17 protein-coding genes, 1 tRNA gene, 1 pseudogene and 1 riboswitch are annotated in these 24,609 nt (G+C 54.7%); of the genes and pseudogenes, 10 read left to right on the top strand and 9 right to left on the bottom strand.

All coding sequences use genetic code 11. The features are described 5' to 3' along the window. Window positions 1-17: 17 nt before the first annotated feature. Both AC2T28_RS10570 and AC2T28_RS10565 read left to right on the top strand, forming a co-directional pair. Complete coding sequence (locus tag AC2T28_RS10570) at window positions 18-1,172, top strand: acetyl-CoA acetyltransferase (RefSeq protein WP_486748931.1); 1,155 nt, start codon at window positions 18-20, stop codon at window positions 1,170-1,172. Further along, window positions 1,169-2,668: a class I adenylate-forming enzyme family protein gene (locus AC2T28_RS10565; protein ID WP_486748930.1), complete on the top strand. Its 1,500-nt coding sequence runs from the start codon at window positions 1,169-1,171 to the stop codon at window positions 2,666-2,668. The genes AC2T28_RS10570 and AC2T28_RS10565 overlap by 4 nt, the downstream gene beginning before the upstream one ends. Window positions 2,669-2,780: 112 nt before the next feature. Here the strand turns inward: AC2T28_RS10565 and AC2T28_RS10560 are convergent. Next, a pseudogene (locus tag AC2T28_RS10560) lies at window positions 2,781-2,999 on the bottom strand (DUF4389 domain-containing protein); the annotation flags it as partial. A 256-nt stretch (window positions 3,000-3,255) separates the two neighbouring features. After that, window positions 3,256-3,468: riboswitch (cobalamin riboswitch) on the top strand. Between the two features lie 108 nt (window positions 3,469-3,576). Between AC2T28_RS10560 and AC2T28_RS10555 the strand changes: the two are divergent. Genes AC2T28_RS10555 through AC2T28_RS10540 form a run of 4 tightly spaced genes read left to right on the top strand, consistent with a single transcriptional unit; the run spans window position 3,577 to window position 6,741 of the window. After that, entirely contained in the window at window positions 3,577-3,984 is a 408-nt protein-coding gene (locus tag AC2T28_RS10555) for a DUF1636 family protein (RefSeq protein WP_486748929.1), read from the top strand. After that, window positions 3,981-4,763 (top strand): ABC transporter ATP-binding protein, encoded by a 783-nt coding sequence (locus tag AC2T28_RS10550; RefSeq protein WP_486748928.1) that lies wholly within the window; start codon window positions 3,981-3,983, stop codon window positions 4,761-4,763. The genes AC2T28_RS10555 and AC2T28_RS10550 overlap by 4 nt, the downstream gene beginning before the upstream one ends. A gap of 15 nt (window positions 4,764-4,778) precedes the next feature. Further along, complete coding sequence (locus AC2T28_RS10545) at window positions 4,779-5,711, top strand: ABC transporter substrate-binding protein (protein WP_486748927.1); 933 nt, start codon at window positions 4,779-4,781, stop codon at window positions 5,709-5,711. A 1-nt stretch (window position 5,712) separates the two neighbouring features. After that, on the top strand, window positions 5,713-6,741 hold the full coding sequence (locus AC2T28_RS10540; RefSeq protein WP_486748926.1) for a FecCD family ABC transporter permease: 1,029 nt from the start codon (window positions 5,713-5,715) through the stop codon (window positions 6,739-6,741). 524 nt (window positions 6,742-7,265) lie between these two features. On the opposite strand, the gene AC2T28_RS10535 is transcribed toward AC2T28_RS10540, so the two are convergent. From AC2T28_RS10535 to AC2T28_RS10510, 6 genes are all read right to left on the bottom strand, one after another. Next, window positions 7,266-9,101: a BCCT family transporter gene (locus tag AC2T28_RS10535; RefSeq protein ID WP_486748925.1), complete on the bottom strand. Its 1,836-nt coding sequence runs from the start codon at window positions 9,099-9,101 to the stop codon at window positions 7,266-7,268. Between the two features lie 96 nt (window positions 9,102-9,197). Beyond that, window positions 9,198-10,208, bottom strand: coding sequence for an Ldh family oxidoreductase (locus AC2T28_RS10530; RefSeq protein WP_486748924.1), 1,011 nt, complete (start codon window positions 10,206-10,208; stop codon window positions 9,198-9,200). 12 nt (window positions 10,209-10,220) lie between these two features. Then, on the bottom strand, window positions 10,221-10,856 hold the full coding sequence (locus AC2T28_RS10525) for a DUF3726 domain-containing protein (RefSeq protein WP_486748923.1): 636 nt from the start codon (window positions 10,854-10,856) through the stop codon (window positions 10,221-10,223). Further along, window positions 10,853-12,547, bottom strand: coding sequence for a hypothetical protein (locus AC2T28_RS10520; RefSeq protein ID WP_486748922.1), 1,695 nt, complete (start codon window positions 12,545-12,547; stop codon window positions 10,853-10,855). The genes AC2T28_RS10525 and AC2T28_RS10520 overlap by 4 nt, the downstream gene beginning before the upstream one ends. A gap of 4 nt (window positions 12,548-12,551) precedes the next feature. Continuing rightward, window positions 12,552-13,526 carry a membrane dipeptidase gene (locus AC2T28_RS10515; RefSeq protein WP_486748921.1) on the bottom strand — a complete coding sequence of 325 codons (975 nt, stop codon included), beginning with the start codon at window positions 13,524-13,526 and terminating at the stop codon, window positions 12,552-12,554. Next, complete coding sequence (locus AC2T28_RS10510) at window positions 13,526-14,977, bottom strand: aldehyde dehydrogenase family protein (protein ID WP_486748920.1); 1,452 nt, start codon at window positions 14,975-14,977, stop codon at window positions 13,526-13,528. Before AC2T28_RS10510 ends, AC2T28_RS10515 begins: the two co-directional genes overlap by 1 nt. A 97-nt stretch (window positions 14,978-15,074) precedes the next feature. Between AC2T28_RS10510 and AC2T28_RS10505 the strand changes: the two genes are divergently transcribed. Together AC2T28_RS10505 and AC2T28_RS10500 are read left to right on the top strand one after the other, a co-directional pair. Beyond that, on the top strand, window positions 15,075-15,965 hold the full coding sequence (locus AC2T28_RS10505; protein ID WP_486748919.1) for a LysR family transcriptional regulator: 891 nt from the start codon (window positions 15,075-15,077) through the stop codon (window positions 15,963-15,965). Between the two features lie 443 nt (window positions 15,966-16,408). Continuing rightward, window positions 16,409-16,482 (top strand) — tRNA-Gly (locus AC2T28_RS10500). 448 nt (window positions 16,483-16,930) lie between these two features. Here AC2T28_RS10500 and AC2T28_RS10495 read toward each other — a convergent pair. Then, complete coding sequence (locus AC2T28_RS10495) at window positions 16,931-19,501, bottom strand: DUF3857 domain-containing protein (RefSeq protein WP_486748918.1); 2,571 nt, start codon at window positions 19,499-19,501, stop codon at window positions 16,931-16,933. Window positions 19,502-19,821: 320 nt separating this feature from the next. Then, window positions 19,822-19,947 carry a hypothetical protein gene (locus tag AC2T28_RS10490; protein WP_486748917.1) on the bottom strand — a complete coding sequence of 42 codons (126 nt, stop codon included), beginning with the start codon at window positions 19,945-19,947 and terminating at the stop codon, window positions 19,822-19,824. Between the two features lie 447 nt (window positions 19,948-20,394). Here AC2T28_RS10490 and AC2T28_RS10485 point away from each other — a divergent pair, with 447 nt between their 5' ends. Then, window positions 20,395-22,194 carry an ABC transporter transmembrane domain-containing protein gene (locus tag AC2T28_RS10485; RefSeq protein ID WP_486748916.1) on the top strand — a complete coding sequence of 600 codons (1,800 nt, stop codon included), beginning with the start codon at window positions 20,395-20,397 and terminating at the stop codon, window positions 22,192-22,194. Window positions 22,195-22,390: 196 nt separating this feature from the next. After that, on the top strand, window positions 22,391-24,286 hold the full coding sequence (locus AC2T28_RS10480; RefSeq protein ID WP_486748915.1) for an acyl-CoA synthetase: 1,896 nt from the start codon (window positions 22,391-22,393) through the stop codon (window positions 24,284-24,286). Window positions 24,287-24,609: the final 323 nt, after the last annotated feature.

Below are 24,609 nucleotides of genomic sequence, written 5' to 3'. Positions count from 1 at the left end.
AAGTAGTGGAGGGATCTATGGACGCAAAGATTGTTGGTTGGGGGCACACCCCCTTTGGCGCGCTGGATATGGGGTTCGAAGAGCTCATACAGACCGCAGCGGCAGAAGCGATAGAGAAAGCCGGAATAGATCCCGCTGAGATCGACGGAATCTGGCTGGGGCATTTCAACAGCGGCATGGTGCCGGATGCCTTTGCCTCCTCTCTGGTTCTGGGCTTGGATGATCGTCTGCGCTTCACCCCCGCAACCCGTGTTGAAAACGCATGTGCCTCTGGCTCGGCAGCGGTCTACGCAGCACGGGATGCAATCCGGGCGGGGTCCGCGCGGACAGTGCTTGTAATCGGTGTGGAAAAGATGACAACGCAGGATACCAAAGGCGTGACCAAAGCGCTCGCTGGGGCCTCTTATCAGGGTGAAGAGGCAGGCGTCAGCTTTCCCCAGATCTTTGGCCGTATTGCCGATGGGTATTTTCAGGCCTTTGGCGATCAATCCGAAACACTGGCCCGGATTGCGGTTAAGAACCACACCAATGCGCTGTCAAACCCGCTGGCGCAGATGCGTCGCGAGGTGAGTTTTGACTTCTGCAACACCCCAAGTGACAAGAACCCCTTGATCGCACCACCACTGCGTCTGACAGATTGCTCGCTAATCTCTGACGGGGCTGCCGCTCTGGTGATGGTGGCAGAGGATCGCGATGGCTTCGAGCATGCTGCAGGGTTTCGTGCGGCCCGTCAGGTCAATGATGTGCTGCCCATGTCTCGCCGTGACATGACGCAATTGGCTGGTGCGGCCCGAGCCTTTGAGCTGGCCTATGAAGAGGCCGGGATCACTGTGAATGACCTTGATCTGGCCGAGGTGCATGACTGTTTCACCATTGCCGAGCTGATGATTTACGAGGCCATGGGTCTGACCCCTGCGGGCCAAGGTTCCAAAGCCGTTACAGCTGGGACAGTGATGGCAGATGGCGCCTTGCCTGTGAACCTCTCTGGCGGGCTGAAAGCCAAGGGGCACCCTGTCGGCGCAACGGGGGTGTCCATGCATGTATTAGCGGCACAGCAAGTGACGGGACAGGCCGGAGCATTGCAAAAACTTGGTGCTGAATTAGCGGCTGTGTTTAATATGGGCGGCTCTGGTGTTGCGAATTACTGTTCGATCTTGGAGCCCCACTCATGAACCCAGCTGAATGGCTGCACCGCACTGCACGGGCGAAAAGGGACAGCCCCGCGCTGTTAACGGGTGAAACGCTCGACTTGGACTACGCCCAATTTCGCGACGCCGCAGCACGCCTTGGTGCGGGTTTGGCGGCGCGTGGCGTGTCCAAAGGCGACAGGGTTGCGATTTATATGGGCAACCGGATTGAGTATCTGATTGCTATGTATGGGGTATGGTTTGCAGGTGCTGCGGCCATTCCGATCAATGCCAAACTGCACCCGAAAGAAGCGGATTGGATCCTTGAAAACGCAGAGGCTACGCTGTGTTTGAGCGACGACAAACTTGGGCCTGACCTCACGACACAGGCGATATGCGTGGACGATCAGGACTGGGCTGCGCTTTTGGCCTCTGATCCGATGACGCGCCCTGTGCCACTCGACAGCAATGACATGATCTGGCTGTTCTACACCTCCGGCACCACCGGTAAGCCCAAGGGTGTGATGATGACTTGTGGCAATGTCGCATCGATGACTTATGGGTATTTCACCGATGTGGATGAAGTCTTTGCCGAGGATGCCATCCTCTATGCCGCGCCTATGTCGCATGGCGCAGGGATCTATAACTTCATGCATGTGATCCGTGGCGCGCGCCATGTGGTCCCTGAAAGTGGTGGGTTTGAACCAGATGAGATCCTGTCATTGGGCAAATCCATTGGCCGCATCTCAATGTTTGCCGCGCCAACCATGGTGCGCCGCCTGGTGGACCACGCCAAAGCGACAGGGCAAATCGGTGAAGGGTTGCGCACTATCAGCTACGCTGGTGGCCCGATGTATGAGGCCGATATCCTTGACGCGGTCGAAACAATGGGCGCGCGATTTGTGCAGATCTATGGTCAAGGCGAATGTCCGATGGGCATCACGGCCCTTACCCGCCATGATGTGGCCGACCGATCCCATCCTCGGTGGCGCGAACGGCTTAACTCCGTAGGCACGGCCCAAAGCGCGGTTCTGGTGCGCATTTTTGATGAAACCGGTCTAGAACTTCCGCCTGGTGAAACTGGCGAGATTGTGGTGCGCGGCGCCACCGTGATGAAGGGCTACTGGCAAAATCCAAAAGCTACGCTGAACACTATCCGTGATAGTTGGTTGTGGACGGGCGACATGGGATCAAAAGACGCAGATGGCTATATCACCCTGCAAGACCGCTCCAAAGATATGATCATCTCAGGTGGGTCAAACATCTATCCCCGCGAGGTGGAGGAGGTGCTGCTCTCGCACCCCGATGTAGCCGAAGTTGCGGTGGTTGGTCGCCCACACGCCGATTGGGGCGAAGAGGTTGTGGCCTTTGTGGTTGGCACGGCCGCTTCCTCCGCGCTCGACCAATTGTGCCTTGACCAGATCGCGCGGTTCAAACGACCCAAAGAGTATATCTATGTGCCGCAATTGCCGAAAAACAATTACGGCAAAGTACTCAAAGTAGACCTTCGTGCTCGTCTACAAGAAGGGACCACCACATGACAAACCTGACAGGGCACACAGCATTGGTCCCCGGTTCCCTTCGAGGGACCGGCTTCGCCATAGCGCTTGCAGGCGCCGGGTCGCGTGTGACGGTTCATTGTTTGGGATCCACCTAGGCCTTCCTGTTTAAATCCAGTTCCGTCCAGAGCCAAGGCTTGACGTTGCTCGCAGCTGTTTGGAACCGTGCCGCTTTTGCCATCCATATCCCAAGGTCGGTGCCAAAATCAGCAAGCCGCTAATTCGGCTGTTTGTTACAGATCAACATGACAACAAACTGTAGCACGGTTACTGCGCCCAGAATGGTTTGGGCGAGAGATATCATTACCGCGATTTGTCTGACGTCAGCACCTATGGGGCCAGATAGCGACATTTAAAAAAGGAGTGTTTCTGGCTCATCGTAACTACCGCGGAGTGGATGATGAGAAAGACAGCAGTACCAATAGAGTGTCCCCGCCCAAAGTAGAGTGTCCCCGCCCAAAGTGTACGCTTAAGAAGTTACCGCATGCAGAGCGGTAGGTTCCAAAAAACTGTCTTTGAGTGGGGAATGAAACCACCGAAATCCCGATTGACATCCAGCTTACCTTCATGCCACAACTTGCCGCGATGGTTCCCGGGCGTACAGCGCATTCCGGGATGAAAAGGGAATATGGTGAGGTGTAGCCAACAGGCGCCAAATCCGTAACTGCCCCCGCAACTGTAAGCGGTGTGCGTCCTCCGTAAGCCACTGGGCCAAAGGTCTGGGAAGGTGGGGAACGCCAACAGCCGCGAGTCAGGAGACCTGCCATCTTGAACGTTAACTCAACCCGGGCGGGGTGTCCCGGATAGGAGGCCAAGATGGCTTTTACGGCATTTGAATGCCCTACATTTAGGTTGACCTGTGCGTACCCCGCGACTTCGCGGAGGGCGATATGCACCGGACTACCACACATAGAATTACCGTCTGCACATCCTGCAAACATACTGGAGAGATCTGTCGTCCCGGCTATGCGTTGATTGACCGGCTGCGTGCCGCAATCGAAGCTGCCGGGGATAGTATTGCCGAAGATTTTGAGATTGCAGGGACAGCCTGTATGGCAGGATGCAGTCGGCCTTGTACCGTGGCGTATCACGCCACACGCAAAGCGTCTTATCTGTTTGGCGACATTGAGCCGGATGAAGATATCGGTGATCTCGTTGAATTTGCCCGTCAATACGCCGTGTTACATGACGGTTGGTGTAGTTCCGTAGACCGACCCGGAAAACTGCGCAAGACGACTCTGGCGCGGATACCCGCAGCTTTAATGGCGATCGAAGCGACGGACCAGGCAGTCTCATGAGCGCAACATCGTTAACACTAGAAGCCGTCACATGGGCGCCGCGTAAACGCGCACCACTGCTGCTAAACGAAATCTCCGTTGCCCTAGAGGCAGGAGAGGTGCTGGGAATTGTAGGCCCTAATGGAGCAGGCAAAACCACGCTTCTGCGGCTTATCTATGGGTTTAATCGGCCGATGAGTGGCAGAATCCTGATTGGTGAGCAGCCGATATCAACTATGCCGCCCCGCGCCCTGGCGCGCAAAGTGGCTGCTGTTTTGCAGGAACAACCGACTGATTTGACACTCTCTGTGCGTGAAATCGTTGCCTTGGGACGTATCCCCCACCGTATGGGGTTCTCTACGTCCGGCCCACGCGATGCAGAGCTGGTCGACGCTGCAATTGATCGTATGGAACTGCATGACTTGGCAGACCGCAGCCTATCAACCCTGTCTGGCGGCGAACGTCAGCGTGTCATGGTTGCCCGGGCACTGGCGCAGGATCCTCAGATATTGGTGCTGGATGAACCCACTAACCATTTGGATATCCGGCATCAACTGGAAGTTTTGCAACTGATCCGCGATCTCGACCTGACGATCGTGACATCCTTGCATGATCTGAACCTGGCGTCTGAGGTCTGTGACCGTGTCCTGGTCCTGAAAAATGGCACTCAGCAAAGCTTTGGCACGCCACAAGAAGCACTGACCGAACAGTTAGTATCTCAGACCTTTGCGGTATTTGCCCAACGAGATGAACTGACCCTGAGCCGCAAGACACACCTAACCTTTCAACTTCCCAACTAAAATCTTGAGGACATTATGAAATACACAACTCTGGCCCTAGGGCTGAGCCTGATCGCGAGTGCAAGCAGTGCAGAAACCACAGTCGATAGCTGCAACCGCCAGGTCACATTTGACACCCCGCCCAAGGCCGCCATATCCAACGATGTGAACCTGACCGAAATGATGCTGGCGCTGGGTTTGGCGGACCGAATGGTCGGCTACACCGGCATCTCTGGCTGGAAAACACTGGACGAAGAGATGCGCGCCGGTGTCGAGGCTTTGCCTGAACTGTCGGCCAAATACCCAACCAAAGAGGTGCTGATCGGCGCTGACGCGGATTTCTACTTTGCCGGCTGGAACTATGGCATGAAGGTCGGCGGCGAAGTGACGCCTGAAACTCTCGCCCCATTCGGAATTGATGTCTATGAGCTGACCGAAAGCTGTATTCACATCGGCGAGAAGCCCAAGGTCAGCATGGACGACATGTACAATGACCTGTTGAACCTTGGTAAGATCTTTGATGTCAAAGCCAAGGCCCAAACCCTCGTTGACGGGTATCAGGCTGAGTTGAGCGCCTTCACCAACGGTCTGGAAACCGGTGATCCACTGCGGGTGTTTGTCTATGACAGCGGCGAAGACACTCCGTTTACAGCCGGTCGTTATGCGATGCCAACCGCGCTGATCGAGGCTGCCGGTGGTCAGAACATTATGGATGACTTTGAGAAAAGCTGGGCTACTGTGACCTGGGAAGCTGTTGTCGAGCGTAACCCCGAAGTGGTGGTCATCGTGAACTACGGCAATGTCACCGCCGAAGAAAAACGTGCATTCATGATGAACAACCCAGCTTTTGCTGAAATGGATGCGGTGAAGAACGACCGTTTCGTCGTGCTGGAGTATGTCGAGGCCACCCCTGGGCCACGCAACATCAAAGCGGTTCAGAAACTGGCTGCTGGGTTCTGGGGCAACTAATATGGGCCAAGGGCAACGCCACACATTTCCGTTGGGACTGACCATCGTTCTGAGCCTTTTGGCGCTTGCGTTGTCCTTGTCCGTTGCAATCTCGGTGGGCGCGGTGTCTGTGCCCATCGAAACCGTCTGGGGTATTTTTTTCGACAAGATTGGAATGGGGTGGAGCGAGCCTAATTGGTCCAAAGGCCGCGCTGCCATCGTCTGGGACATCCGATTTCCGCGCGCATTATTGGCGGTTCTGGTTGGCGCGGGGCTTGCTATGGTTGGGGCGTCGTTGCAAGCAGTCACGCGCAACCCACTGGCTGATCCCCATCTTTTGGGCATTTCTTCGGGTGCAGCCTTTGGTGCAATCTTGGCACTGTTGCACACAGGATTGTTTTTGGGACTGCTGACGGTACCAGTTCTCGCCTTTCTGGGGGCGCTTGCAGCGACTGCCTTAGTATTGGTCGTGTCGCGTTTTGCTGACGCCACCAGCGCCGACCGCCTGGTTCTAACCGGCGTCGCTGTGTCTTTTGTCATTATGGCTGGTGCAAATGTTCTTATTTTCCTAGGCGATCCACGGGCTACGCATACGGTGATTTTTTGGATGCTAGGCGGACTGGGCTTGGCCCAATGGTCCCATCTGATCTATCCGCTAGCCGTTTTGCTGCCTTGTGCGCTTTGGCTGCTGGCCCAAGCGACGAGGCTCAATGCTATGACCATCGGTGACGAAACAGCTGCGACGTTAGGAATTCCCGTGACCCGGTTCCGACTTGCTACCTTTGTGATCGGCGCATCGATTACTGGCGTGATGGTCGCCTTTTCCGGCATGATTGGATTTGTGGGCCTTATGGTGCCGCACATCGTGCGCCTGATTACCGGCGGCGACTATTTGCGAGTTCTGCCGGTTTCGGCCTTGTTCGGAGGCATATTCCTATTGTGGGCTGATATTGCTGCACGCACCTTGATGGCCCCAGAGGACATGCCTATTGGCATCGTAACAGGGCTTGTCGGAGGAATGTTCTTTATCGCGATACTAGGGCGCAAGTGACGCGAAGACGAGCTATGTAGCGACGATGGTGAGTGACGGTGTTAGTTAAGAACTTGGACTCAGCTGTAATTGAGACTGTTTTCGCCTCCCAACCGCTGCTGTTTATGGTCGGGAGCACAGCGTCGGTGTTCGATTGGGGGAGGCTCAGCGGTTCAAGGTCGAATGCACCATTTGGCACACACATGTCAAAGACCGAAATGTTCTTCATAGCGGCTGTTGAGGATCGCTAAGTGGACACGTCCCAGCAAAGTTCACAAACACCATTTTCGCGACCGTGGCGCTAAATGCGCATCTTTCCCGATAGGCGGAGACTGATCATTAACGGCAGTTTGCATGAGCTGCGGGTATGCGTTGGTAGCAGAATCTGTAAAGCCGTGGACCACGCATGGTTGGCTGAGATGAAACGGCCAAGTGTGAATTTTGACTGCTACATTTCACTAAAGAATTGCCACCCACCTAAGGAAAAACTCACCGCAACAGAATTTGGAACGAGCGGGCCACTACAGCCCACCCGGATGCTTTGATTACTCGGCGGGTGCCGTAACTGCGGCGCTGTGTTTATCTCGCAGCCCGTCTCGATAAAGGGCTTTGGCAAGTGACACGCACATCAGGCCCATAACCATAGTGAAGGGCAGTGCACCGATGATCATCGCACTTTTTAACGCCTCCATCGGATCTGATCCGCCATTTGTTTTACCAGCGATCAGCAAAGTACCAATCACCAGCGTCAGGATCACGCCCCAAACAATACGGTGCTTGTGGCCTGTTTCCTGTTCGCCGCCGGACATAATGGTGTTCATAACCAAAATTCCTGAGTCTGCTGATGTTACCAGGAAGGTCAGGATAAGAACCACGCACATCACGGTAATCGCCGACAAGAAGCCACCTGACAGCATCTCGCTGAGGGTAACAAACAGCTTTGCTGTGTTCGACGCGCCGATGATCGCACCATCTGCGCCACCGCTCAATTCAAGGTCGATCGCGGTCCCACCCAATATTGCCATCCAGGCAAAACAGACCAGGGTTGGTGCAAAAACACAGCCAACAATGAATTCCCGCACTGACCGGCCTTTGGAAATTCGTGCAAGGAACAGGCCGACGAAGGGGGAGAACGCGATCCACCAAGCCCAATAGAACGTGGTCCAACCGGCCTGCCAGCCAAACTGACGTCCAGCGTTGCCTGCTTCGTAGACAGCTGCCAGTGTTGCCTCGGGCAGTTCTGCGGCGGCACCTTCAAGTCCCGATTTGAACCCGTCAAAGGATCCCCAGGCGTTGGTTGCACCCGCCATCAGATCACCAGAAAGGGGTTTGGCTGCTTCAGGTAGGGCCGCAGCAAAGGCATCCGCAGATTGTGGCCCATATGCGCCAAAGCTGAGCGAGACAAAGTGCAGGATGTAATCGACCAGTGCGGTTGCATAGGTGGTCATTGCGAACAGGAATGAGCCAAAAATCACAAAGGTCAGCAGCAAGATGATCGAAAGGACCAGGTTCAGGTTCGAAAGGTATTTCACCCCGCGGCCAACCCCGGACACTGCCGAGATGATCGACAGACCCATGATGACAACCAGCCCTGAGACCAGTCCTACAGTGCCCGGTGCCGGAGCATCTCCAGACATGTCCATCATCCACTCCATACCTGTGATTGCATAGAGCCCGTCAATGAACTGGCTGACACCAAATCCGATGGTCACTGATACGCCCAGAATCGTCGCAACGACACCCAGCACATCAACAATGTGACCAAACAAGCCGTTCACATATTTGCCGAACAGTGGCGTCAGCGCCGACCGGATCGTCAATGGCATGTCCCGTGTGTAGGCGTAGTAGGCCAGTGACAAGCCGGTCACCACGTAGATAGCCCAAGCATGGATGCCGTAGTGCAAGAAGGTGTAGCGGTAGCCCGATTGCAGCGCCTCTTCGGTATTGCCCGCAACTTCGCCAGCCACAACCACAGGGTTCGATCCCCAAAGGCCCATTGGTTCAGCGGTGGCAAAGACCATAAGCCCAACACCCAACCCGGCACCAAACATCATTGAGAACCATGAAAAATTAGAGAATTCAGGCGCTTCTCCTGCTCGGCCCATAATCCGTTTCCCAGTTTGTGGCAGGGCCGCGACGATAAACAGAAAGAAGGCAAATGCACCGACAATCACGATATAGAAGGCGTTGAAATCACCTAAAATACGCCAGTTCAGGCTGCCCAAGGCACTGTTGGCGTTGGCGGGCCACACAAGGGCCCAAATAACCAGCAAAGCCATGCTGATCTTACTGATGAGCGCAATCGGCAGACTGTATCCTTCATAGAATCCAGACCCCGCCTTCTTGATCTCCAGCTCCGTAAATGGAGGCTTGATTGACATTGGAACTCTCCCTTCCACTGTTGGCTCATTCGAGCATTTGGAACAGGCCTTATTCTGACCTGCCCAATTTGCCTGCCTCCCCCGGCAGGCATTCCCTTAACCGAGCAGTTGCTCGATCCGGGCAAGGGTTGCGGAGTTGACCGCAACGCCCTGTGTCTGCGCCAAAGCGCGTTTTTCACTGCGCCCGTCCCCTGGTAGATGGGCGCCTTCTTGCTCGTGCACCGCGTTAGCCAGATCCGTGATCCGTGAGGTGAACAGGCCGCCTGATGTTGCTTCCGGATCTATGGCCAAGAAGAACTGCCCTGTCTTTGGAGAGCCGCCTGCAGTTCCGGAAAATGGAGACGCATGGATGCCTAAAGAGGCACCGCTGAGAGCGGCTGCCATCATCTCGACCAGCAATGCGACTCCGACGCCCTTGTATCCACCCGAGGGAGCCATCGAACCTTTGAGCCCGACGTTCGGATCTGTTGTTGGGTTACCGTCGCTATCCAATGCCCAACCAACGGGTATGGGTTTTCCTTCGCGCGCATGTTTCATCACCTCACTCTTGGCGATGGTGCTGGCACTCTGGTCGATCAATATCGTCGGTTTTCCATCAATTCCCGGCGCGGCAATCGAAAATGGGTTGGTCCCAACGACGGGTTTGTATCCTCCCGATGGCGCAATCGAGGCTGGAGCATTTGTAAACCCAAGCCCAACCAGCCCCGCAGCAGCCAGCCGGTTGGTGTGGTATCCCAGAACACCGCAGTTATAGGAGTTGTGGATCGACAGTGCCGCTACGCCTTGCTCACGTGCCAGCGGAACTAATTTTTCAAACCCTTTGTCGATGGCAGAGTGGGCAAAACCCGTTGCCGCATCCACGGTGATTATTCCTGGGCGGGGATTTTCCAGTTTGGGAACAGCCTGGCCATCAACTTTCCCGCACTGCACATGCTCGGCATAGATCGGGATATAGGCCAGGCCGTGACTAGCCACGCCATCAGCTTCTGTAGCTGCAGTCGCAACCGCGAGCGGCCGCGCATTTTCGGGGGAGGTGCCTGCAGCAACAAGCGCGGCAAAGGATAACTCTTCGATTTCTGCAAGGCTGAGGGTTCGGGTATTAATCATACGTCCTCCAAATCAGTCATTATCGGATTGCCCTGCACCCGCCCCAAACCGACGTGATGCTTCGGTTGCGGGGGCGTAGGTCAGCGCGGCAAGTGAATTGAGTTTGTCTAAGACCAAGCTGTCGGAGTGGGCACGGACAGCCTTACGACCTGATTGGGGTGGCGACGGTGCCAAGGTGATTTCGACGTGTTCAACCTGTTCAGCATAAACGTTGCTGCCTGTTGAAACCGTGAGATCAGCGTAGTTCCCATTTGTCGTGACGGTTACGCCAGCCCAGTGCATTTGCAGATTGGAATTGGTCTTGCGCGCCGCTGCGGCGACGAAGGGAAGCACCAACAGTGGATGAGACAGATTGCGGATTTTGGCCCCATCCGTGCCGACCTGAGTTGCGCACTCTGACAGTGCAGCTCCAGTTCGCACCGGGCAAAGACTGCCGGTTGCTGCGTGCCATTCTCCATCTAGTGATTGTGGGCCGCCAGTGACGAGAGGTGCTGTCAGCAGGTTAGCCAACACGCGACAACCATCCAAACCTTGCGCGCAAAGCCAACGGGTTGCCTTGGCTGCCTCTTCGGCAAGACCCCAGTCCAGCCCAGCTCCTCGAGCAGAACGTTTGCTTAGGGCTTCAACCTCGTTCAAAGAGTAGCTCATGGAGTGTCCTCCACGTTGGGGTAAACCCAGAGGTCAGCATTCTCTTTGGTCAGATCCTGTGGGTAGGGCGCGCCCTGGAACATGCAAATGCGCACCCAGCGATCAGAGCGCGGATCAAAATGGGTGGCGCCAAAAAATGACAGTTTGGCGCGCAGCATGTCGATCGGCAGAATGCCTTCACCGATCGTGTTGTCCTGAATCTCGCTATAGGGCGCATTGGCACTGATTTGGCTGCGCCTGACAGTGTGGCGGTGTTCAGGGTGATGCAGCAAGAATTCTGAAACCGTCTTGTCGTGTTCCCATTCTCTTAGCGTGTCAAAGGCCCGTGCCGCATCACGTGCTGGCGCCAGGGGTTGTTCATAGGCGCTGATTGGTTCCTCAAATCGGGATCCGATACGGGGTTCCAGTTTTTCGGCAGAAACATACCAAGCCCGTTCACAGTTTTCAGGCGCAGACCAATCCAGGCTCAGAGCCCAGCCAAAACTGCTTTGGATCAACTCCGTTAAGGAACCGACTGTCATGTCGCCGTCGATCAGAAATGCATCTGAATTGTCATCCGACAACCCCCTCGACAGCTCATCCACAAGGTAACCATAGGGTTCCATGATGACCGAGTTCAAAAGCTCCTGGCCTTCTTCGCTTAGTGTGTCTTCGGACCAGCGAACCAGCTGATCCCAGAGGTAATCAGTTGAGAGGTCTAGCGTCGAAAGATGGCTGAACAAGGCGTCCAGATCGTTGCGGAGGGTATTGAGTTTTTCGACTTGGACAGGGTGTTCAGAGTGCCACTGGGCGACGGACTGAGAGCTCCGCTCCAGTATTTCCTTGAACTGATTGATCTCAACCTCTGCCGCGGTCTCGACTTTTCGGACACGCAACAAAGCCTCTTCGCGCACCATGATCCAGTTGTTGAACAGCACGGGATGGTTGACGATAAACGGTGCCATCCCAAGCCCGGTTGAATTGCCGATACCAAGCTTTCTCGCGATCTCGGGGTCTAGCTGAACTGCTGATTTACCCCCCTTTAGCTGAGCCGCATGTTCAACCAAATCGCGAACAAACGCGCGGGTCAGAAACACCGAAAGCATCTCCGCTTGGAAGGGCACAGAGAATTCGGGCCTGTCCGCAATCAGCTCGCGATCCGCTGCTCCAAATTTGCCAGACCCGTAGACTGCGGTTGTGCGCATCAGGTATCCGACTTTGGCGAGTTGATCGGCCTCGGGTTGCCGACCGCTGGCTAGCGCATCAACCACATGCTCCCACAGGCGCACTGATCGATTGGCACGCGACAGCGACAACTCGCTTTCGCTTATACGTCCGGCTTCTTGCAGGGGAACATTCTTTGACAATCGTGAAATGTCGTCAGCGGTTGGAACGCCGTCAAACAATGTGAACGTCGCATCCCAAGCCTCGGCGATAACCCGGTCTGACCGTAGTTCCGATGGCAAATCATGAGCAAAGGCTACCAGAGAGTAAGTGTGTTCTGGACCTTTTGCACAATAGACAGCGTGGCCTGTCCCATCAGCTGCGATGTCGAATACGGGGCAGGTGAATTCCCAAGCCTCCTCGGCCAAGCGCCGGGTCAGGATCCGCATAAAGCTGAGGCGGCACTGGTGAAGAGACCCTAAGCGCTTTAGTCGCATGACCTGGCTTGGGTCCCGACGGGTAAGGGGCTTAGAGGTCCGGCCAGCCATCACGTTACACCTGTGGGGTGAAGTTTGTGGCAAAGAACCGATGCCAGTTGTCACCAAGGATCCCAGAGATTTCAGCGCCGGACATTCCGACGTTGCGCAATCCGTTCTCTAGATTCCCGAAATCTCGGTTGTCTCGAAACCATCCAGGCATGTCCGGGAAACCTGGCTTGTCTGCCGAGCCTTCGCCATAGTCAATGTCTTTGGTCCATCGCCCAACCCGCATCCACTCTACAACAGAATCCGGTTGATCCTGACACAAGTCGCTGCCAATACCCAAATGATCGATACCAAAATTGTCAGCACAACGGGCGATCATTTCGCAAAAATCCTGCAACGAACAGGCCGACTTATTCTTCAGATGATGGGGATAGAGAGAAAAGCCAAACATGCCGCCGTTCTCGGTCACGGCTCTGATCACGTCTTTTTTCTTGTTTCGCAGCGCTGGCGCCCAATCATACGGGTTGGCGTGAGTGATGGCGATTGGGCGCCCGGATAGATCGGCCGCCTGTATGGTCGACCGATCGGCGGAATGGCTCATGTCGATAACAAGGCCGACCCGGTTCATCTCTTTGATGACCTGCCGACCCATACGGGTAACGCCTGTGTCTTCGCTCTCGTAGCACCCTGACGCCAGCAGCGACTGGTTGTTGTAGGTGAGCTGCATAAAGCGAGCACCAAGGCTGTGCAGGATTTCTATCAACCCAATGTCGTCTTCTATTGGGCTGGGGTTCTGAAAGCCAAAGAAAATCGCGGTGCGGTTGGTTTCGCGTGCCTTATCGACATCGCTGGCCCATTGCCCCTTCATGATCAGGTCAGGGTGCTGCTCGAACCAGCGGTTCCACTTCTCAAAGTTCAGCACCGTTTCCCGAAAGTTCTCGTGGTAGGCGACGGTAACATGTACCGCGTCCACGCCGCCCTCGCGCAGTTGCCGAAAGATCTTTTCCGACCAGTTGGCGTATTGCAGCCCGTCGATCCGCATCAGCTTGGTGACCCCGCGCTGATATAGGCCGTTTTGACGGTGGTGTAGAATTCAGCCGCTGATTTTCCCTGCTCGCGAGGACCGTAGGAACTGTCACCGCGTCCACCAAAGGGCACGTGGTAATCGGTGCCTGCGGTTGGCAGGTTCACGGTCACAACACCTGTGCGCGCGTTGCGGCGGAAATGCGTGGCTCGGGCCAGATTTTGGGTCACGATGCCTGAGGTCAGGCCAAAACGGGTGCCGTTGACGACACTCAGAGCTTCTTCATAGCTGTCCACTTTGATAACCGAGGTCAGCGGGGCAAACATCTCCTCACGGTTGATACGCATGTTGTTGGTGGTGTTCAGAAATACGCCCGGCGACATGTAAAACCCATCGTGCGGCATGTCCAAACGGGTACCACCGCAAGCCAGTTCAGCGCCCTCGGATTGCCCCAGATCAACATAAGCCAGATTTTCATTGAGCTGCTGCTGACTCACAACGGGCCCAAGTTGTGTTCCTTCTTCCAGCGCGTGACCCACCTTCATCGATTTGGTGCCAGCGATCAGTTTCTCGACGAAACTGTCGTGCACGGCGTGGTGGACCACAAGCCGGGAGGAAGCTGTGCATTTCTGACCAGTGCCGCCAAACGCGCCGCCCAGGGCGAGCGAGACAGCCAGATCCAGATCTGCGTCATCCATCACCGCCAAGGCGTTTTTGGATCCCATCTCCATCTGTACCTTGGTCAGGTTCTGGATCGCTGCGGTGGCAATGCCTTTGCCCACTGGGACCGAACCGGTAAAGGAAATTGCGTTTACCTTGGGGCTTTCGACCAGCTGTTGACCAATCGAGCGCCCAGAGCCCATCACAAGGCTGAACAAGCCCTTGGGAATGTCTTGTTTTGCGATGATTTCTGCCAACGCCACGGCCGAGGCCGGGGTGATATTGGCAGGTTTCCAAACCACTGCGTTGCCATAGCAGAGCGCCGGAGCAATTTTCCACGAAGCGGTGGCGGTTGGAAAGTTCCATGGGGAGATGATGGCAACAACCCCCACCGCTTCTCGGCGCACGTCGATTTCGACCCCTGCGCGCACCGAATCTGCATTTTCGCCAAGCTGGCGCAGGCACTCAGCTGCGTAATAAGTGAAAAACTGTCCGGCGCGATAAACTTCACCTTTGCCTTCGGCGAGGGGTTTGCCTTCTTCACGACTAAGCAAGGTCCCTAGTTCTTCGGCCCGCGCCATCAGCTCGTTGCCGATATTCATCAACACCGATTGCTTGCGTTCAATACCATAAGCCGCCCATTCGGCCTGCGCGACCTGCGCCTGATCCAAAGTGTCTTCCAACTGCTGGATGCTTGCCTGGGCAAACATACCGATCAAATCGCTCAGATCAGAAGGATTGCGATTTTCAACTTCGCTCTCTCCGGCAGTCCAGTTTCCAGCGATCAGGTTCAGTTTGGTCTCGGACATCAGTTTTCCTACATTTTGACTTGGGAAAAGCATGGACGTGTCGGATGATATCAGTCAAATTTAATTAACTTAATCAAATTTCAGGAATTTTGAAGTTATGGCGATCAAGATTGAAATGTTACGCTGTTTCAGTGCAGTAGCCGAGGCCGGGAACCTGTCAGATGCCGCAATCCGGTTAGGGAGAACCCAGCCAGCAATCTCGATGATGCTTAAACAGCTGGAAGAACATCTGAATCAGCGGTTGTTTGTGAGTGACAGAAAGAGCCAACTGACGCCTGTCGGGCATCAGATTTTTGAACTGGCCCGCACCGAACTACGCCAATTTGATGACACCATCAAAGCCATTCAGACGGCAGCGGTCTCACCTCAGGGGCTGGTTCGTGTGGCGTCGGTTCCGTCGGTTGCAGGGCTGGTCTTCCCGTCTATGGTCCAAAAATTTCAAAGTGTCTGCCCCGGTACACGAATTGAGTTGCGCGACACTGATTCACAGCAAGTCATTGATGCGCTGAGCCGGGGTAAAGCAGATATCGGTATTGCCTCTAATGACCACACCCTGAATGGAATTCAGCAGACTAAACTGTTTTCGGATCGTTTCGGCCTCGTCTGTTCTCCCCGGCACCGGCTTGCACTTGCGAAAGGGCCAGTCGAGTTGGCAGATGTGGTTACTGGTCAGTTCATCAGGAATGATCTGTGCTTATCGATTAAGTCTGCGACTTTTCAAAAGCTGACGTCTCACACAGATCTATCCGCGCGAAATACCCTGTCACTTATCGCGATGGTTCGTTCTGACAATTGGGTGACTATACTGCCCAAGGCCGTGTTGCATATTGCCCCTTCGGATCTTGTGTTCAGAGAGATCTCTGATCTGACCGCTTGGCGTGAGGTGAACTTGTTGTTGCGAGAAAAATCACCATTTCAGGAGTATGCTGAAAAGCTGAAGAACGTCATTCTTTCCGTAAACTGGGAAATGACAATGAACTCAGTTTGACAATCTGGGTAATGCAAACTGGATGCGTGCGCACCGTTTGTATTTCCTGCGCATGCCTTTACCCAAAGTAGTTCAGTCGGCCGTAATTTATGACAAACTTTTCGGGCTAGGGGCCCCTAATTGCATCTCCGGAATTCCGCTTTCCTAGTCATAAGGTAGCCCTTTTCAATAGGGGAGGCTCAACGCCGGATCAGGGAGACGGATATCATCAGTATGCGAGCTTGGGTCTATAGGTTTTTGCTCAACAACGGTTCTGCTTAGTAGCGAAACACTTGTTTGTTCGATCAATTTAAAGCCGGATGAGGGGCGCAAACGCTGCAGCTAGAAAAGTGACGGGCCGGGTTCTATGTGGACCGCTGTAAAAAAACTTACGTTAACTTCAAAAGAAAACGCAGCCGGGCTTGACCTCCATTTTTCTTTGAAATAGGACGTGCCTCAGTTGAGCGGGCGTTGTGTAGTGGTAAGACCTTAGCCTTCCAAGCTAATGACGCGGGTTCGATTCCCGCCGCCCGCTCCAACTATCTCCCAAAATTTCCGCTGAGTATAGATGGTGTTAGCTGTTGCTGTTTGATCGGCGAGGTCACCCCAACCCTTGCTGCAGTTTGTCTTTTTTGAGCTGAGTAGGAAGGGGAAGCGGCGAATTCTATCCCTCTAACTAAGGAGGCAATGTCGGCTATCCGGATCATGCTGCAGCTCGCTGCAGGTGCGACCTGGGTGCTCTCGCGCGTTAGCAATGCGCAGGAAGTTGGCTTTGCCCAATCATACTGGCGCTGCCAGAACAACAGGCCGCAGGCGACCCGCTGCGGACCTTCAGGTGCTGCGCTGCTTACGGCTGGTCAGAGCACTTGCCCTACCCGAGTTCACGTAACGACACTTGGCAGGGAGTTTATTGTTAACTTCGTGAATGTTGGTCCCATAAAAGATGACAGTGGGCGTGCGCAGTCCGTAATAACGCCACTAATTGCTCATAGGTAACCGTAGACCATTAACCCAAACATTGGAGAAAACAACGCGAGCATTCCAAGGGCTGGCCATCCAAACTTGGAATTCCGTTGCAGGCTTGCAGGATGGCTTTGGTTCAACTTGTTGACATGGGCCACGGCCGGCAGCCAAGCGAGCATAGACGCCATGGACAACAGAAACAGCCAATCAGGCGCCTCAGGTGTGTTGTTGTAGAAATAGTCGATCGTTTCTCCCAGCAAGAGAATAACAGCAAGTGGTATTCCTGCGTAGCTAAACCAATCATTTCCACCTGGTTTGCTGGCCATTCGTGGAAATAGGCTGAAATTGGTTAAGGACATAAAGAATGTGCGCCAGCCTGGTGAAATATCCTCTGAGCCAACCTGTTTAACCCAGCGCCAGTTCATGTAGGTCCAGAACAAAGGGTAAATTCCTAGTGTTATTGTGGCCATGACAGAAAATTTTGTAATTGAAACCGGATAGTAGATTTGCTCGGCCAGAGTGGCATCTTGACGCTGAGCTAATTTGAGCGCGACGATCAGCGACAAAAAGAATGCCCCAAAATACCAGAGAAGAATTGTCGTCTCGAGATCCTCATCCTCAGGGAGCCAAGTATCGACGGGATTGGCTTGGATACTGTTGTCAATGTTCAGCGATACGCCGACCAGGTTTCTGGCTTCCCGTATGGCAGCCATCGTTTCGCTGAAATCTTCAGCAGCAATTTCATTTGACCGGGTCTCGTAAGTGACAGCCATCGTGTAAATATTGTTGGTAAAATCGTCGGTCCGAGAAAACTTGAATGCAGGCTTACTGATGAGTTCAAATTCGTTGTCTATGGCCCAAGTGTCATCCAGTATATACTTCAGTGTTTGCCTGGTGCGTATCGGATGCGGAAATTTGTAAGGCTCTTTACGGGTTGCACCGATAAATGTTGGGATGTCCTGCAGCGCATCATCGGCTTGAGTATAGAAGAACTCAGTGTCAGGGGCATCCCCACTCTGCCAGGCATCTGGAATGCGATACTTAACCGTGAAAGCAACTTCACTGGTAACCTCATCTACTTCCAGCTTGAGTTTCCCCAATTGTTCGAGTTGAGGGAACGAATTCTGAAAATACTCCAAGAAGGATTTTTGAACAGCGGCCGCCCCATCACGAGAATGCCATGCCAGCATCCGATCGGCCTGACCCATACGGTATTTTGAAACACTGGTCAGCAATACGGCATCCGGCTCGCTGACAACATCGTAAGTGTCAGTGATATCCTTCCAAAATTCGGGCATTGGTACAGGTGCATCAATCAAACCAGGTCCGTGTTCGGCAACGACAACGCCCTTGCCGAAATCACCCTGTTGCAGATGGTCGAGATCGCCAAGCTGTACGCCACGCGTCGGATCAAGAATGTAGGTCCGTCCGTTCAGTGATGCGGAGACTACGATATGGTCAAAAGCACCGTGAGAGGGAATTACGGCATCAATCGCATCGGTGTTTTCTATATTGACAAGAAACGGGACCGCTTTGATGTCTAATTCAGCGAGAAGGGCAATCAAGAGAAGCGTCATGTCCTTGCAATCGCCAAATCGGTTGCGCAGCACCTCGTCGGGTTGGCGTGGAATGTACCCACCCTCGCCAAGTTCGATTCCAAGATAGCGAATTTCGCGCTGTACAAATGCTAATGCTGAGCGCAGTTGCGCCGCCGGATCTTTATGCTCCAACCGGATGTCAGAGGCGATTTTCTGGAGCTCTACCGAGTTCAGATTGGTAACGTCATAGAAAGGTGCAAAATAAGTGCCAACCGCCTGCCAGCTGTCGAAGGTGCTGAACAGCGTTGTAGGAAAAGAAAAATGTGATGGCGGAGTGTCGGATTCAGCCGACACAGACGCAACATTTTTTTGATCCCAGGCATATTCCGTCATTTGGCCAATTTGTGAAATACTGGGCGGCTCCGGTTCACCCAGTGTTTTGACGTGGATCTCATTTTCACTCGGAAACAGCACGCGTTGAAAATGATGTTGGACGGGAACTCCAAAACTATGTTGAAGGCCGCGCACATAGTGGGGCCCGATTGCTGGGTTCTTACCGCTCACCGTAAAGGAATAGTCTAGGATATCGCCCACTCTCACATCTGGAATCAGATAGGATAACTGCAGCGTCCCATTGTAAATGAGCTTTTCCCGGTCGGTCTCGATACGAAAGATGTCAAACCTAGAAGGATCAAGGATATCAGCTTCTACGCCGTCCCGAACGCGAAGCAGGCGGTGGAAGGTTACCGTTTGATAGTCAGGGTCAAAATCGACCGATATGGTCGAACTCCGTTCAACACCGTTAGGGGTCAATAGTTGATCGGCATAATGAGCGTATTTTTCCGCTTCTGTGTCACTGTACCTGGACTGCCTATCGACGAGTAGGTAATTTATATCTCTGTCACCACCCAACTCAAAATCTTGCGTCGGACGGTCGATCAATCTAACCCAATCCGCGCTTGGTCCAATGGCGAGATATTCGTTGATTTCCTGTGCCGTTGCCGACGACAAAAAAGTAATAGCGACGCTGAACGCCGCAATAATAAAATTGCGCAAATTCATTCCTCAAAAAGTGCTTGATCGCATCAATGCCAGATTCCCAATCACCAATCAATTCTCATATTCAGCGATCTCTTGATGGGAACTAGAGCTTCAATTGCAAGCACATAGCTTCCCGCCAGGCCGACGGCCGCGAACGTCAGTTCATTGTCCAAGCCGCTTCGCCTGCACTTTATCCCTACATAGATTACTTGGTTTCCGACCAAGAAAGCGATAATTTGTGTGCTATCATCTCGGGTTTTCACGGGCTGTTGGGGCTAGTCCAACAGCACAGGACCGCTGCGGCACATCAATAAATGCCCCGCAGCCCTGATCTGTCATGCCGAACGCAATGTGGCTTCCTGTACAATGCTGTGATGTAGAGCTTCTGAGATATTGCCAGCTGAAATGATCTGCCCATACTTGCGCACAACCTGGTCAATCCCGGCATCCAGATCATCCAAACTGCGACGCTCACCGCTTGTCCTTACCTGTTAAGACCTTTCATTGGCGGTTTGGTTCTCAATGCTTGGGACAACGAGCAGCACGGTAAACATTGCGCATCAATTGCATGCAAGCAATGAAATCTGGGGACCTGGCCGGAAGCCAGATGGTCAATTTATGTGGCACTTCGTGGGCTTGCTACTCGCCTCAATGTGGCAGGGGAAGCTAAAAATACAGACCTTTCATTCCGGCCAGTTTGAATGTGGGTCTACCATTAATTAATAGACAACAGCTTGCGCCGGCTTGTGGTTTTAAGCCGCGCAACGCCGTTTAGCAGGCGAAGTTTCCAGGCACGGAAGCCGGGCGCGGCACTTGGCCGCTTGACCTGCATCAATTGCAGGGTCATGAACCAATGCCATATGCAAGGCACGGCCAGCATGCCGACAAGATTGACTAAAGGATCCCAAATGGCGCGATCGCAAACCGCACCCAATGCCCAAGAAGAGCGGGAAGGTTCCAAGAAAATTGGCGTTCTGAGCGCCCTGTGGCCCTTCATGAAGCCGTATCGGCTGCTGATGACCCTGGCGACCTGTGCCCTGGTGCTAACCGCCAGCCTGTCGCTGACGCTGCCATTGGCTGTGCGCCGGGTGGTCGACAACTTCCGCCTTTCCGACACCGAGGTTCTGAACCAGTATTTCCTGGCGGCTTTGGCTATCGCTGCCTTACTGGCGGTGGGCACCGGGCTGCGCTATGCGCTGGTGACCCGACTGGGGGAACGCGTAGTGGCTGATATCCGCATGGCGGTGTTTGACCGCGTCATCGGCATGAGCCCCGAATTCTTTGAAAAGATCATGACTGGCGAAGTGCTCAGCCGGATCACCACCGACACCACGCTCATTCAGTCCGTTCTGGGCTCGTCGGTGTCGATTGCCTTGCGCAATATGCTCTTGTTCATGGGCGGTATGGTGTTGATGTTGCTGACCTCGGCCAAACTGACCGGTTTGGTGCTGTTGATCGTACCCGCGGTAATTGTGCCCATTCTGGTTTTGGGTCGTCGCCTGCGGGTGATCAGCCGTGAAAATCAGGACTGGATCGCCGCCTCGTCGGGCAATGCCGGCGAGGCTCTGACAGCTGTGCAAACTGTGCAGTCCTTCACTCATGAAACCGCCAGCCGTACCCAGTTTGCCGAGATGACCGAGACTGCGTATCAGGTGTCACAGCGCCGGATCAAAACCCGCGCTTATCTGACCGTGATCGTGATCTTCCTGGTGTTTTCCGGCGTTGTTGGCGTGCTTTGGATGGGCGCAAATGATGTCCGCGCCGGGCTGATGAGTGAAGGCACCTTGATCCAGTTTGTAATCTACGCGGTCTTGGTTGCAGGCTCGGTTGCCGCCCTGTCAGAAATCTGGAGCGAGCTGCAGCGCGCAGCGGGGGCGACGGACCGGTTGATCGAGCTGTTGAATGCCAAGGACAATGTCAAAGACCCAGCCACCCCCAAACCGCTTTCACATCCGGTACGCGGCGAGATCATTTTTGACGATGTGTCGTTCCACTATCCCTCACGCCCCGAAACCTCGGCACTGCAGGATGTCTCGCTTACCGTGAAGCCCGGTGAAACCGTGGCCTTTGTTGGCCCGTCAGGGGCTGGCAAAACCACCATCATTCAGATGATCCAGCGGTTCTATGATCCCATCCAAGGCGCAGTTAAACTAGACGGCATTGCCCTGCCAGATCTGCAGCGGGACGACTTCCGCAAAGCGATGTCGATGGTGCCCCAAGACCCAGTGATTTTTGCTGCATCCGCCAGTGACAATATCCGCTTTGGCCGACCAGACGCGACCGATGCCGAGGTCGAAGCCGCCGCCAAGGCCGCTGCGGCACATGACTTCATCACCGCACTGCCCGATGGCTATGACAGCTTTGTTGGCGAACGCGGCGTGATGTTGTCGGGTGGGCAGAAACAGCGCATCGCCATCGCCCGTGCCATTTTGCGGGACGCGCCGGTTCTGCTGCTGGACGAGGCCACCTCGGCACTGGATGCCGAAAGCGAACGTTTGGTGCAGGCCGCGGTTGAGAACCTGTGCCAGGGACGGACCACATTGATCGTGGCACACCGTCTGGCCACGGTGAAAAAGGCCGACCGGATTGTCGTGCTGGAAGAGGGCAGGGTTGCTGCCACGGGCACTCATGATCAACTGGTTGCCGAAGGTGGCCTTTATGCCCGTCTGGCCCGGTTGCAGTTTACCGAAGGTCTGGCGGCTGAATAGCCCAACGGACATGTGAAATTACCCAAGGCCCCGGAGTGATCCGGGGCTTTTTTGTTGACTGCTGGCAAATTGCGCAGCGTCACATCCCAGCTTCCTTTAGGTGAACTTCGCCCTATGCTTGCGCCTTTGTGCGTTTCCCCCCATCTTAGGCGCATAACGGACAGGCCCGCATAGACGGGCGCAGGGGAGGGACAACATGGCATTTGCCGGGTTTGAGGATCGCAACGCGATAGAAAGTGAAATGCCATTTACTGATCGGAACATGCCGGTCTCGTTATATGGCCTGTTGTCACGGACTGCTGGGAAGTACCCCAACAACAAGGCCGTCAGCTATCAAATCACCTCTGGCCCGACTGACAAAGCCGAAACGCTGACCTGGAGCCAGGTCAAGGACAAGGCAACCCAAGCCGCAAACCTGTTCCGCTCGCTGGGAGTCGGCGAGAAAGACGTGGTCGCCTATGTGCTGCCCAACTGTCACGAGACCATCCACACCCTGTTGGGCGGCGCGGTGGCCGGCATCGTCAACCCGATCAACCCACTGCTGGAGCCGGAACAGATCGCGTCGATCCTGCGCGAAACCAAGGCCAAGGTGGTGGTCACACTCAGACCCTTCCCAAAAACCGAAGTGGCACAAAAGGTGGCCGAGGCCGTGCGCCATGCGCCGGGCGTCAACACCGTGCTTGAGGTCGACCTGAACCGCTATCTGACCCCGCCCAAGTCCTGGATCGTACCGCTGATCCGGCCCAAGATGGACGACCGCGAACGCGCAGCCCATGCGGATTACAAGAACTTCAACAAGGAACTAGCCAAACAGCCCACCTCGCTCAGCTTTGCCGACAGCACCGAGGACCGGGTGGCCTGTTACTTCCACACCGGCGGCACCACTGGCATGCCCAAGGTGGCACAGCACAAGTATTCCGGCATGATGTACAACGGCTGGCTTGGCAACAAGCTGCTGTTTAACGAAAGCGACAACATCATGTGTCCGCTGCCGTTGTTCCACGTCTTTGCCTGCCACGTCATCCTGATGCCCACCATTGCCTCGGGCGCGCATGTTGTCTTCCCCACACCGCAAGGCTACCGCGGCGAGGGCGTGTTCGACAATTTCTGGAAACTGGTCGAGCGCTGGAAAATCACCTTTATCATAACCGTTCCCACCGCCATTTCGGCCAAGATGCAACGTCCAGTCGATGCGGATGTCTCCACTGTTAAAACTGCCTTTTCCGGTTCGGCCCCCTTACCGGTTGAGCTGTTTCACCGGTTTGAGAAGGCAACAGGCATTGGCATCGTCGAAGGTTACGGCCTGACCGAAGCCACCTGTCTGGTGTCGTGTAACCCGCCAGAAGGCGAGAAGAAAATCGGCTCGATTGGTATTCCGTTCCCCTATACGGATGTCAAAATTGTCAAAGGTACAGCGGATGGCCCCGTTGAGTCGGCAAAGGACGAGATTGGCGAAATCTGTGTGTCCAATCCCGGTGTATTCGCAGGCAACACCTATACCGAAGCCGCCAAGAACGCAGATCTGTACTACTTCGACAAATACCTGCGCACCGGCGATCTGGGGCGTATCGACGAAGATGGCTATCTGTGGATCACCGGCCGCGCCAAAGACCTGATTATCCGGGGTGGTCACAATATCGACCCCGCCGAGATCGAAGAGGCGCTGCTGGGCCATGAGGCGGTGGCCTTTGCCGGTGCCATCGGCCAGCCAGATGCCCACGCAGGCGAGCTGCCCTGTGCCTTTGTTGAATTGGTCGCAGGGGCCTCTGTCACGCCCGAAGAGCTGATGGAGTATTGCCAAAAACACGTGCATGAACGCGCCGCAATCCCCAAGCACATGACCATATTGGATGAGCTGCCCAAAACCGCCGTGGGCAAGGTGTTCAAACCGGATCTGCGCCGCAACGCCATCACCCGTGTCTACAACGAGGCCCTGTTGAAGGCCGGGCTGCCAACGCGGGTTGAAAGCGTTATCGACGATAAGAAACGTGGTCTGGTGGCCCAGGTCGCGGCCAACGGTGCTGATGACACCAAGATCGCATCGGTACTGGGCAGCTTCACCCGTCCGTGGGAGCATCTGCCTGCGGAATAGGCCAATCTACAGGGGTGTTGCGCACCCAGCGTACGCCCCTGTAACGCGAAATTCGCATTTGTATGGCAAAAACCCGTCATTCGCGAATACCGCCGGGCCTATCAACCCCGGCACTTGGAACAGGGTCCCATCATCACCGGGGCGCGCAGAGACAACGTTTAGCACGCGGGGTTTGATCCCCGTCCGTATCCGCTTGGCGGTACCGCCATTCTTAACTCTGACCAGACGACATATTATCTACACTGATCATCAACAACGATGACAACCGACAGGCAGCGGCCTTGTCGGTGTGAACCCACGTGCTTTGCCATGTGGGGATTTCT

It is taken from the genome of Parasedimentitalea nitratireducens (assembly GCF_057444295.1).
Note: the sequence above shows the minus strand (reverse complement) of the source record. Positions and strands in the feature narration are given on the sequence as shown.

Coding starts and splice junctions, on each gene's coding strand:
- AC2T28_RS10510 (WP_486748920.1), bottom strand. CDS start 14,977: ATGTCCGAGACCAAACTGAACCTGATCGCTGGAAACTGGACTGCCGGA.
- AC2T28_RS10555 (WP_486748929.1), top strand. CDS start 3,577: ATGCACCGGACTACCACACATAGAATTACCGTCTGCACATCCTGCAAA.
- AC2T28_RS10540 (WP_486748926.1), top strand. CDS start 5,713: ATGGGCCAAGGGCAACGCCACACATTTCCGTTGGGACTGACCATCGTT.
- AC2T28_RS10535 (WP_486748925.1), bottom strand. CDS start 9,101: ATGTCAATCAAGCCTCCATTTACGGAGCTGGAGATCAAGAAGGCGGGG.
- AC2T28_RS10565 (WP_486748930.1), top strand. CDS start 1,169: ATGAACCCAGCTGAATGGCTGCACCGCACTGCACGGGCGAAAAGGGAC.
- AC2T28_RS10485 (WP_486748916.1), top strand. CDS start 20,395: ATGGCGCGATCGCAAACCGCACCCAATGCCCAAGAAGAGCGGGAAGGT.
- AC2T28_RS10520 (WP_486748922.1), bottom strand. CDS start 12,547: ATGGCTGGCCGGACCTCTAAGCCCCTTACCCGTCGGGACCCAAGCCAG.
- AC2T28_RS10570 (WP_486748931.1), top strand. CDS start 18: ATGGACGCAAAGATTGTTGGTTGGGGGCACACCCCCTTTGGCGCGCTG.
- AC2T28_RS10515 (WP_486748921.1), bottom strand. CDS start 13,526: ATGCGGATCGACGGGCTGCAATACGCCAACTGGTCGGAAAAGATCTTT.
- AC2T28_RS10505 (WP_486748919.1), top strand. CDS start 15,075: ATGGCGATCAAGATTGAAATGTTACGCTGTTTCAGTGCAGTAGCCGAG.
- AC2T28_RS10530 (WP_486748924.1), bottom strand. CDS start 10,208: ATGATTAATACCCGAACCCTCAGCCTTGCAGAAATCGAAGAGTTATCC.
- AC2T28_RS10550 (WP_486748928.1), top strand. CDS start 3,981: ATGAGCGCAACATCGTTAACACTAGAAGCCGTCACATGGGCGCCGCGT.
- AC2T28_RS10525 (WP_486748923.1), bottom strand. CDS start 10,856: ATGAGCTACTCTTTGAACGAGGTTGAAGCCCTAAGCAAACGTTCTGCT.
- AC2T28_RS10545 (WP_486748927.1), top strand. CDS start 4,779: ATGAAATACACAACTCTGGCCCTAGGGCTGAGCCTGATCGCGAGTGCA.
- AC2T28_RS10480 (WP_486748915.1), top strand. CDS start 22,391: ATGGCATTTGCCGGGTTTGAGGATCGCAACGCGATAGAAAGTGAAATG.